This is a genomic window from Gilliamella sp. BG2 (assembly GCF_046635645.1).
GTDB lineage: Bacteria > Pseudomonadota > Gammaproteobacteria > Enterobacterales > Orbaceae > Gilliamella > Gilliamella bombi.
In genome coordinates this window covers 1-7,801 of sequence record NZ_JBIDFF010000048.1, presented here as the reverse complement: position 1 = coordinate 7,801, position 7,801 = coordinate 1, and the positions used below count along the sequence as shown (strand labels likewise).

The window sequence follows — 7,801 nt, the reverse complement described above, 5'->3', positions numbered from 1 at the left end:
TTAAAGGGCATTATTCCCATATTGCCAATAAACATACCATTGGGATAATCAAGCGCATCAAGATAACTACAAAAATCTACCAAGTGGTCGGATTCACGTTTAATCGCCGTCGCTTCGTCTGATTGTTGTTGCTGGTGTAGTCTTTCTTTAGCTTCTGTTGGATTGATAAACTCATTTAATAGCAACCTCACAATTGAGGGGAGCTCTTGCTCTATTTTGCTAACCAAGTTTAAATCTCGCTCTTTTTCAGGGATGACCTCGCCAAAGTGAAAGATAACCCTACGCCGTGATATACCTCCATTTCGTTCGTTAAATCTCATTGCCTCGTTATTGATAACCAAGACTACCGCAGGGATTTTACAAGAATAGGGTTGCTTGTGTTTTGGGTCTATTGCTACTTCATCACCGCCAGTAATTGCTTTTAATCCTGCACCACTGCCCATATAACGCGGTTGGTCGGGTAATATGACTAATGAGTAACCCACGATTAAGGCTCTGTCCCTTGCCTTTTCTAATGCGTCCATAGTGCCTATTACAGTATTGTTTTTACCTGATAACATCGTCGCAATTTCAGCAAAAACACTTTTACCGCTACCGCCTGCGCCTGTAACCTCTAAGAATAATTGCCAGTCATGGCGATTAGCCAATATCATATATAGCGCAGCCAAGATATTTTTAGCCTTATCTTGATTGCCTGATGCTCTTTTTAGCCATTTAGCGAAGTTTGGCGCGTGAGTATCAAAAGATTCATTTTCTTTGGCAGGGTAGTAATCAATATCATTACTGACTAATAACCAATCTTGCTTATTGTGAGGTCTAAAGGTTTGGCTTTTTAGCTCATATACGCCATTTTTAAAGCAGATTAAATCTTTCTGAGGTGTTCCCATTATAGGCAGTGATAACCTGAGCGATTCAACCGCTGAGCTAATTCGCATAGGGTTAAAAGGTTCGCCTGATTGAGTGAATAAATCGGCTAGTGTTCGCATTAATAGTTTATCGCTTATAGGTTGCCATGCGTTATCTTGATAGTGATAGATTTCATCGGTAGTAAGATTAATTGCAAGGTTATTATCATAATATTGATTGAGCAGTTCAGCCCGTTGACTTGATGCCATTTGCGATAGGTTCATACTTGATAACTCGTTTTGCATGTTAAGTTTTGTCACGGTGGGTAACTCTGGTTTTATGAGGTTTTTATTAAAATGAGCCAAAGCGTTATCGCTTCCAAGTTGTTGCCTATAATCATCCCAATCACATTTATAATCTGTATCAGGAACGGAGTAATAACCATTTACCGCTTGAGCTGCCTCTATTGCTTTAGCTAAGCCCGTATTAGGGCTTTGACCAATATCGTTATCACCTGCAATAATGATTTTAGCGGTAGGGTTTAACTCACGAATGTCTTTAGCTACATGAATAAGATTGCCTGCGTCAATGGCGGATATAACAATAGCCTGATGGCGGAATTCCGCTATCGATATCCCTGTAGCCAAACCCTCACAGATAATAATTTCATTATGTGCGAGCAAATTTGCGCACACCTCGGCAGGTCTACTCAAAATTGAGGTAGCTAAAATAAAAGCCCCTTTTTTGCTCGAGCTTTTCATTAAGTGCTTGCTGCCGTCTAGCTCAATAAATTGACCGCCTGCGTATTCATTATGAAGATTCAGCATGGGCACAAAAATGCGCCCGTTATCTAACAAGGGCAAATCAAAGGTTAACCCTTTCTTAGTCAGGTATTGAGATTGCCCTAATGTAGCTTTAGATAGCAAATACTCGACCTTTTTACATACGGGATTATCTGGTATGTTATCGTTATGTAATTGTTTGGAATCTATTTTTCTAAATGCGAGATTTTCCCGTATTTGGTTATTCTGATTAGACAGATTTAAACACTCCACTACTTTACTCGATGCTTCTTTAGCGTCACAGTGATAATAGTTTTTGATAAGCTCTAAGCCGTCACCACTACCGCACTGGTTACAGATGTACGTACCTCTACCATTTTGATTATCAAATCTAAATCTATCCTTACCCCCACAGACAGGACAAGGGCAATGTTTGCCATTACCCACTTCAATACCTAATGATTGAAAGACATAATCCCATTTACCTACGGCTTGGGCTGTAATTTCATTGATTTTCATTACATCCCCCTTAATGAATTATCGCGTTAGATTCAGCTTTGATATCTTCGGCTAAATCAATAAATAACGTTGCAAGCATTTCTTGCCCGAATTGCGTTAGTGCCATAGGTTTATCGTCACTTTCGGCGTACATCTTTTTTAATAGTCCATAGGTGCGGTTTAACCCCTCACTTTCGCCAAAGTCTTCAATCAAACATTCTTCAAGGCCAACTTTTAACCCTAAAACAATTAAATCTTTGTCAATATCAATCTTGATACCCTCATGAATAAACACCTTGGCACCGTTTTTATTAATCTGCTCAATTAAAAATAAGCCTGCTATAATCGCCATGGTAGAATCAACGATACTATGATGAATTGCTGTTACTTCTTGCTGATTATCCATGATTTACCCCCTTAATTTGTGTCATGTATCGCCTAACTTCGGGCGGTAGTCGCTTAGTGACATCAGCAAGTAAATCAGAGATTTCATCCTTGCCAAAAGAAAGTAGTGCTACATATTTGCCATTTTTAAGCCTTAATACGGTAATAGTGCCGTCATCGTTATGGACAAAATCAAACTCTTTCATTCTTTGCCTCCTTGCGCTCGGTTTCGCTTCTAAATAGCTTTTTAGAATCGTTAATCAAGTCTGATACAGCATTAAGGGCATAGGCGCGTAACTCATCATTAATTGGCGTATCCGAATCACAATCCACCATTAAAAGCGTGGTGATAGCGTTGGCTTGTCCTAGTTTTGTATTGATAGTATTTATTGCGTCCAGTGAGATATTAGCCATTATTCTTATCCTCCGTTAACCCGTACTCTTGTAACTCATCAAAAGCTTGCTCTACTAAATCAACAATAACCCACAGTAAATTACTCATATCGGCTTGTTCGATAAAAGGCTCGTCATATCCTGCGCACTTATAGTTAGTATTATCTAAGGCAATTTTAGCCATGCTGCGAACTTGAATAAGTTTAGATTCAACATTACAAATTAACTGATCGTTATTCATGGCTGTAACCTCCAAAGCTTCTAGTGTCTTCAATGACTGGATATAAGCGAATTCTGGCAATAAAGATAAGGGATGATTTGCCTAGGCTCTTGCGTGCTTGGCGTTCGGTTGTTGCCGTTGTTTGGACTACTTGAGCCGTTGATAGGTCATAAAATTTATATAGTTTTTGAGTGGATATAATAGGGGTAGGGATCGTAGTCATAGTGACAGCCTCCAAGTAATGATTTACATAATCACCGCTAGAGGTTCCAATCTCGTTGGCGGTGACGTTAGCAGGGTTGGAACTACTGGTTACTTGGTGACCCAGCCATCCTTTCGGATGCCCCACTAACGCCACCATAGAAGAAATATTGATAAATAGGTGTGCGCAAGCATTGACACAAAAAAAGACGCTTTGGGCGTCATGTGTCGCCAAGTAACTGTTCAGGGTTCCAATCCTGACCTTAGATTTTGCTAAGGCGTTATCAATATAGCCCGAATGATTGAGATTGTGCAAGTGTTTTTTACTTGATTTAGATGGTTTGGATTGTCTTGCGCATAGGTGTGCGCTATCATAGCGGTTAGCCATAGCATTACTCCATTTAATGTTTGTGGTTAGATAGCTCATTGAGGTGCAAACTCTCTGGGCTATTGTTTTTTGGGGCGCGACCATTATAATGGTCGTTACCGTGTAATTATAATAATATCAGGTAATTACCATGTCAACACCAAAAGAAAAAAGATCACCACAATACCAAATGCGATTAACCGAAGAATTTCGGCAACAGTTAGAAGAAGAAGCTATGAAAGATGGCGATACTAGCTTGGCTACTTGGATTAAAAGAGTTTTAAGAAAAGAATTACAATCACGAGGAATTATACCTAAAGCATAATAATCAAGTTTCTTGTGGTTTCTTTTTATGGACTCAATAAACCTACTTTTAAAATTCAACCCCATGCAATGATTAGTACGCATTAAAAAAACGGTTTTCACTGCGTACTTAGTGCGTACTTTTACACTGGTTTCCACTGAAATAGGCTTTTTTGACTGAAAACTAGAATTATTGCCAACCAAGAAGAATGATTTCACCTTTTGGATGGCGTTAATTCCGTTAAAATAGCAATTTAAGCGATTATTTGGGGCTTGGGTATACTGTCCTATTGCTAAGGCGTTAAATGGGTGTGTAGTCATCATAATTAAGCCACCTGTGCCATATGACGGATTAAATAAGCATGAGATAACTTTATTAGCTCGGCTTTTCTCTGATGATAGTCGTAACCAATATGGATTAATGTTATATTTGCGTTCTCAAGGTATGCGATATGGTTTAATTCAAATTCGTTTAGGTGGTCACGAATATTACCAGTAAGATTATTGGCTTTCTTGTATTTGCTTGATGTAGTACCTAATACGATGCGGTTAATCATATCGAATTCATTAGTAAATACGGTGTTATTTGCGCTTTTCCCCAGTGCTTTACGTTGCTCTGTTAAAGCGTCACACATAGGACGGCTATAATCTGCGACTTCTAAACGCGCTTTTAATCGATTAAGTGCTTTCTTTTGGATTGCTGGAGCGATTTCTTTAAGGTGTTCTTCACAACGTATAAAGTACTTTCTTATTGCTCGTCCTTTCTCGTTGTTTTCAATCATTGCTAATTCTTTAGCGGTTCCGATTGTAAGGATGTAATCTGTACTTTTACGATCTCCACCTCGCTTAGTTGTCCATTTTATTTGTTGTTCATTATTTGTACTTTGATTCCTGAATTCTGATGAATCAAAGATTAAAAAATCATCATTTTTAATAAGTTCATATTCTTTTATTCTTCCCTTTATCCATGTTGAAAAATCATTTCCTACTTTTAAGTAATTATGTAAAGCCTTTGCGCTAACTGTTTGCTGTAATTTACCGTTTAATTGTGTTTCGGTTACTGGTACTAAATTATTAAAATCTGTCATTGTTTTATTCCTAATCTGTCTATTTATTCCCCATTTAGCTAAATTTAGGCAAAGGGATTCCGTCGGCTCAAAAATGAGCTTTGCTATAAAATCAATTAATTAAGCTGCTTTGCTTGGATAAAGCGCTAAAATTTGGCTGATATCCGATTCAGTTAATAAGCTATTTTCATAACTAAGAATCAGATTAACCACCTTTTGAGCATCTTCCTTATTGGCTAGGTAATAGCGATAGTGTGAGCCTATTCCGTCGGTATTGGGTTCATCCATGCGCTTTAATGTGATGCCTAACTTTCTTTCTAGTTCTGAACAGTAATTTCTACCACTAGAAAGCCTACAGGTGCGCAATATCTCATTTTCGGTAATACCATTGTCACCAGTACACGCAATTAATAGGTAAGCTCTCGGCTTTTTAGGTAGACACTGATAGCGAGATTGGCTATTATTGGAAGCGTCAAGATTCCAATGCAAGCCCTTTATTATTTCGCGATATAAAGGGTTTTGTTTTATCACCATTATGCTACCTCTCGACGTTCTACTCTGCGAGATTCAAGCCAAGAATAAATCTCATCAGCTCGATAGCCAACACGGCGCAAGCCAATTCTTATTTTTTGGGGAAAGGTTTCATCTTTCTGCTCTAGCGTATAAAGGCTAGTGTCAGATTTGAAGTGAAGTAAGGCTTTTACTTCTTTTTTGGATAGGATTTGGTTGGTCATTCGTTACCTCATCTAAAAGTTTATAAAACAAGGTAACTGTACCAAACGCCGTATATAAAAACAGATAAATAAATAATTAATTAATAAATTAATAGTTTATTTATTTTTTAAGTGTTTTAAATGTTCTGGTATGACTAATTCGTAATTCAGTTTTAAATCTCTTTCTATTTGTCGAGGTAGTTCATTTGATAAAGATATATACTGTTCAATACTCCCACGCTTTGGAAATTCAGGTAGATGATTAAAATAATCATATATTTTTTGAGATAATGATTTACCTGAACATGTAGGAAATTGCTTTCTTGTTAATTTTGCTATTTCAATAATATCTTTTTTAAAACTATTTTCAGGTCTACCTATGAAACTGCTTTTAACAAAATTAGACTCTATTTTTTCTTTCCCATTTAAAAAATTTTCTAATTCATTAGATGTTATCAACATCTGTTTTGGAGATAGTTTTACAGGATCATCTAATTCAACAATAGCATTAACTTTAATACTTTTTAGTAAGTCTAATTCATTATGCTCTTTCAAAAGACGGTAAGTATCAACAGAAATAGCCCAACTCTCAGCAGGAAGAGAGAATTTATTTATTATTATATCATCGATGATTGGATATTGAATGGTAGATAAATCTATCGCCAACAAAGAGTGAATATAAAATATATCTGAGTCAGAATTAACGAAAGGATATTGATAATTATAGGATGAGATTGGAAATTCTTTCTTTAGTTCTTCACTTCTATAAAATAAATTACAATTTATTCTACCATATTCAGTTTTAATAATATCATTAAAATTACCTTCTTCTGGGAATAGCATAGGCAGCAAATCGAGATCAACATCATTTTCAGCTTGAATAAAAATATTTCCGCATTTACCTGCTGAGTTAGGAGAATAATAATGAACACATAATTCTAATTTTTTTTCAAAAGCAAAATATAATAAATCTTCAGTATCTACAGTTCTATTTTTAATAACTTTATTAATTTTATCAACAGCTTTATTTAAAGTGTAAAACCGTCTTTCTGGTAATGCCATACGCCCCTCACGCCCCTAATAGATATTTGCGCCAGTTCGCTAGGGTTGCGAATGTTCGGGGATCAGCCTAGACGCAAATAATACATTAATATACAGTTAGGTACATTATAGCACTGTGTTTATATACATAAAATTATTTTAGATATGAAATTATTGAGGCTACTAATCAGGAATTTTTATACACATAGTGATAAGATGATCACCATCTTCTTTGGTAGGCAATATTTTAAATCCGTATTTTTTATATAGTGCTATCAATGAGGGATTATTATTACATTCTAATATAGCAAATCTACCGCCAGCCATAGCGCGGATTTGTTTAATTATCGTGAAAGTTTCTTGTAATATTAACCCAAGATTTATAGGATTATTTTCAATTGCGAAATTTTTACCAATTTGACCAATCAAATGAACTTTTATTTCTGTAGCGTGCTTATTAAAGCCATCCATACTAGATACTAATGTTTTAGATATTTCAAAATTACTTGATTGTATTGATGTAAATGCTAAAGAAAAATAGGCGAGAATATCAAGATTATCTTCGTTGATAATAAGATAGGTTTTTGATACGTTCCTTTTGCTAAATTCTATTGCTGAATTACATAAGAAATCTTGTAAATCCTTATTTCTGGGGCAAGAAAAACAACAAAGGAGGCTTTTTATTTCCTCCTCGTCATATTCATTAATAAGTTCATCTAGATTAACCGTGAGCATTTTTTCGGGTTAAAACTTTAGAAAATAAGTTTACTGCTTTTTGGGATTCTACTTTATCGTCTCGCTCGCGAGTTTTTATCGTACTTTGTGCTTTCTCTAGTTCCTGAAATACATTAATGTCACGAGGCTCAGCCAAAACAAACGTTTTGCTAAATGATGATGTAGCCATATTATGCCTCCTAAAAAGTACAATTACACAAGTTGTGTAATATTATATAGCTCTATTTTGTTATATCAATATGTATTTAACT

At 35.9% G+C, this 7,801-nt stretch carries 13 protein-coding genes; 1 reads left to right on the top strand and 12 read right to left on the bottom strand.

All coding sequences use genetic code 11. The features are described 5' to 3' along the window. The 6 genes from ACGH6Q_RS11745 to ACGH6Q_RS11720 all read right to left on the bottom strand — a co-directional run. The coding region (locus tag ACGH6Q_RS11745) for a primase-helicase zinc-binding domain-containing protein (RefSeq protein WP_411592908.1) at positions 1-2,147 on the bottom strand (2,147 nt) is incomplete at its 3' end. A gap of 10 nt (positions 2,148-2,157) precedes the next feature. Beyond that, the gene (locus ACGH6Q_RS11740) at positions 2,158-2,532 is read right to left on the bottom strand and encodes a hypothetical protein (RefSeq protein ID WP_411592907.1); all 375 of its coding nucleotides are present in this window, start codon (positions 2,530-2,532) and stop codon (positions 2,158-2,160) included. Then, on the bottom strand, positions 2,525-2,716 hold the full coding sequence (locus ACGH6Q_RS11735; protein ID WP_411592906.1) for a hypothetical protein: 192 nt from the start codon (positions 2,714-2,716) through the stop codon (positions 2,525-2,527). Before ACGH6Q_RS11735 ends, ACGH6Q_RS11740 begins: the two co-directional genes overlap by 8 nt. Beyond that, complete coding sequence (locus tag ACGH6Q_RS11730; protein ID WP_411592905.1) at positions 2,703-2,924, bottom strand: hypothetical protein; 222 nt, start codon at positions 2,922-2,924, stop codon at positions 2,703-2,705. The genes ACGH6Q_RS11735 and ACGH6Q_RS11730 overlap by 14 nt, the downstream gene beginning before the upstream one ends. Next, positions 2,917-3,144: a hypothetical protein gene (locus tag ACGH6Q_RS11725; RefSeq protein ID WP_411592904.1), complete on the bottom strand. Its 228-nt coding sequence runs from the start codon at positions 3,142-3,144 to the stop codon at positions 2,917-2,919. The genes ACGH6Q_RS11730 and ACGH6Q_RS11725 overlap by 8 nt, the downstream gene beginning before the upstream one ends. Then, positions 3,137-3,712, bottom strand: a complete 576-nt coding sequence (locus tag ACGH6Q_RS11720; RefSeq protein WP_411592903.1) for a host cell division inhibitor Icd-like protein — start codon at positions 3,710-3,712, stop codon at positions 3,137-3,139. Before ACGH6Q_RS11720 ends, ACGH6Q_RS11725 begins: the two co-directional genes overlap by 8 nt. A 130-nt stretch (positions 3,713-3,842) precedes the next feature. On the opposite strand from ACGH6Q_RS11720, the gene ACGH6Q_RS11715 reads away from it, so the two are divergent. Further along, entirely contained in the window at positions 3,843-4,016 is a 174-nt protein-coding gene (locus ACGH6Q_RS11715; protein ID WP_176700243.1) for a hypothetical protein, read from the top strand. A 304-nt stretch (positions 4,017-4,320) separates the two neighbouring features. Here the strand turns inward: ACGH6Q_RS11715 and ACGH6Q_RS11710 are convergent, their stop codons facing one another. The 6 genes from ACGH6Q_RS11710 to ACGH6Q_RS11685 form a co-directional block, all read right to left on the bottom strand. Next, positions 4,321-5,082, bottom strand: coding sequence for an antA/AntB antirepressor family protein (locus ACGH6Q_RS11710; RefSeq protein WP_411592902.1), 762 nt, complete (start codon positions 5,080-5,082; stop codon positions 4,321-4,323). A gap of 99 nt (positions 5,083-5,181) precedes the next feature. Further along, positions 5,182-5,595 carry a hypothetical protein gene (locus ACGH6Q_RS11705; RefSeq protein WP_411592901.1) on the bottom strand — a complete coding sequence of 138 codons (414 nt, stop codon included), beginning with the start codon at positions 5,593-5,595 and terminating at the stop codon, positions 5,182-5,184. Further along, on the bottom strand, positions 5,595-5,795 hold the full coding sequence (locus ACGH6Q_RS11700) for a helix-turn-helix transcriptional regulator (protein WP_034914929.1): 201 nt from the start codon (positions 5,793-5,795) through the stop codon (positions 5,595-5,597). Before ACGH6Q_RS11700 ends, ACGH6Q_RS11705 begins: the two co-directional genes overlap by 1 nt. Positions 5,796-5,891: 96 nt before the next feature. After that, a complete protein-coding gene (locus tag ACGH6Q_RS11695) occupies positions 5,892-6,836 on the bottom strand; it encodes a hypothetical protein (protein WP_411592900.1) in 945 nt (314 codons plus the stop codon). Between the two features lie 162 nt (positions 6,837-6,998). Next, positions 6,999-7,550: an acetyltransferase gene (locus tag ACGH6Q_RS11690; protein WP_411592899.1), complete on the bottom strand. Its 552-nt coding sequence runs from the start codon at positions 7,548-7,550 to the stop codon at positions 6,999-7,001. After that, the gene (locus tag ACGH6Q_RS11685; RefSeq protein WP_411592898.1) at positions 7,537-7,719 is read right to left on the bottom strand and encodes a hypothetical protein; all 183 of its coding nucleotides are present in this window, start codon (positions 7,717-7,719) and stop codon (positions 7,537-7,539) included. The genes ACGH6Q_RS11690 and ACGH6Q_RS11685 overlap by 14 nt, the downstream gene beginning before the upstream one ends. Between the last annotated feature and the right edge of the window lie 82 nt (positions 7,720-7,801).

Coding starts and splice junctions, on each gene's coding strand:
- ACGH6Q_RS11740 (WP_411592907.1), bottom strand. CDS start 2,532: ATGGATAATCAGCAAGAAGTAACAGCAATTCATCATAGTATCGTTGAT.
- ACGH6Q_RS11735 (WP_411592906.1), bottom strand. CDS start 2,716: ATGAAAGAGTTTGATTTTGTCCATAACGATGACGGCACTATTACCGTA.
- ACGH6Q_RS11730 (WP_411592905.1), bottom strand. CDS start 2,924: ATGGCTAATATCTCACTGGACGCAATAAATACTATCAATACAAAACTA.
- ACGH6Q_RS11725 (WP_411592904.1), bottom strand. CDS start 3,144: ATGAATAACGATCAGTTAATTTGTAATGTTGAATCTAAACTTATTCAA.
- ACGH6Q_RS11720 (WP_411592903.1), bottom strand. CDS start 3,712: ATGGCTAACCGCTATGATAGCGCACACCTATGCGCAAGACAATCCAAA.
- ACGH6Q_RS11715 (WP_176700243.1), top strand. CDS start 3,843: ATGTCAACACCAAAAGAAAAAAGATCACCACAATACCAAATGCGATTA.
- ACGH6Q_RS11710 (WP_411592902.1), bottom strand. CDS start 5,082: ATGACAGATTTTAATAATTTAGTACCAGTAACCGAAACACAATTAAAC.
- ACGH6Q_RS11705 (WP_411592901.1), bottom strand. CDS start 5,595: ATGGTGATAAAACAAAACCCTTTATATCGCGAAATAATAAAGGGCTTG.
- ACGH6Q_RS11700 (WP_034914929.1), bottom strand. CDS start 5,795: ATGACCAACCAAATCCTATCCAAAAAAGAAGTAAAAGCCTTACTTCAC.
- ACGH6Q_RS11695 (WP_411592900.1), bottom strand. CDS start 6,836: ATGGCATTACCAGAAAGACGGTTTTACACTTTAAATAAAGCTGTTGAT.
- ACGH6Q_RS11690 (WP_411592899.1), bottom strand. CDS start 7,550: ATGCTCACGGTTAATCTAGATGAACTTATTAATGAATATGACGAGGAG.
- ACGH6Q_RS11685 (WP_411592898.1), bottom strand. CDS start 7,719: ATGGCTACATCATCATTTAGCAAAACGTTTGTTTTGGCTGAGCCTCGT.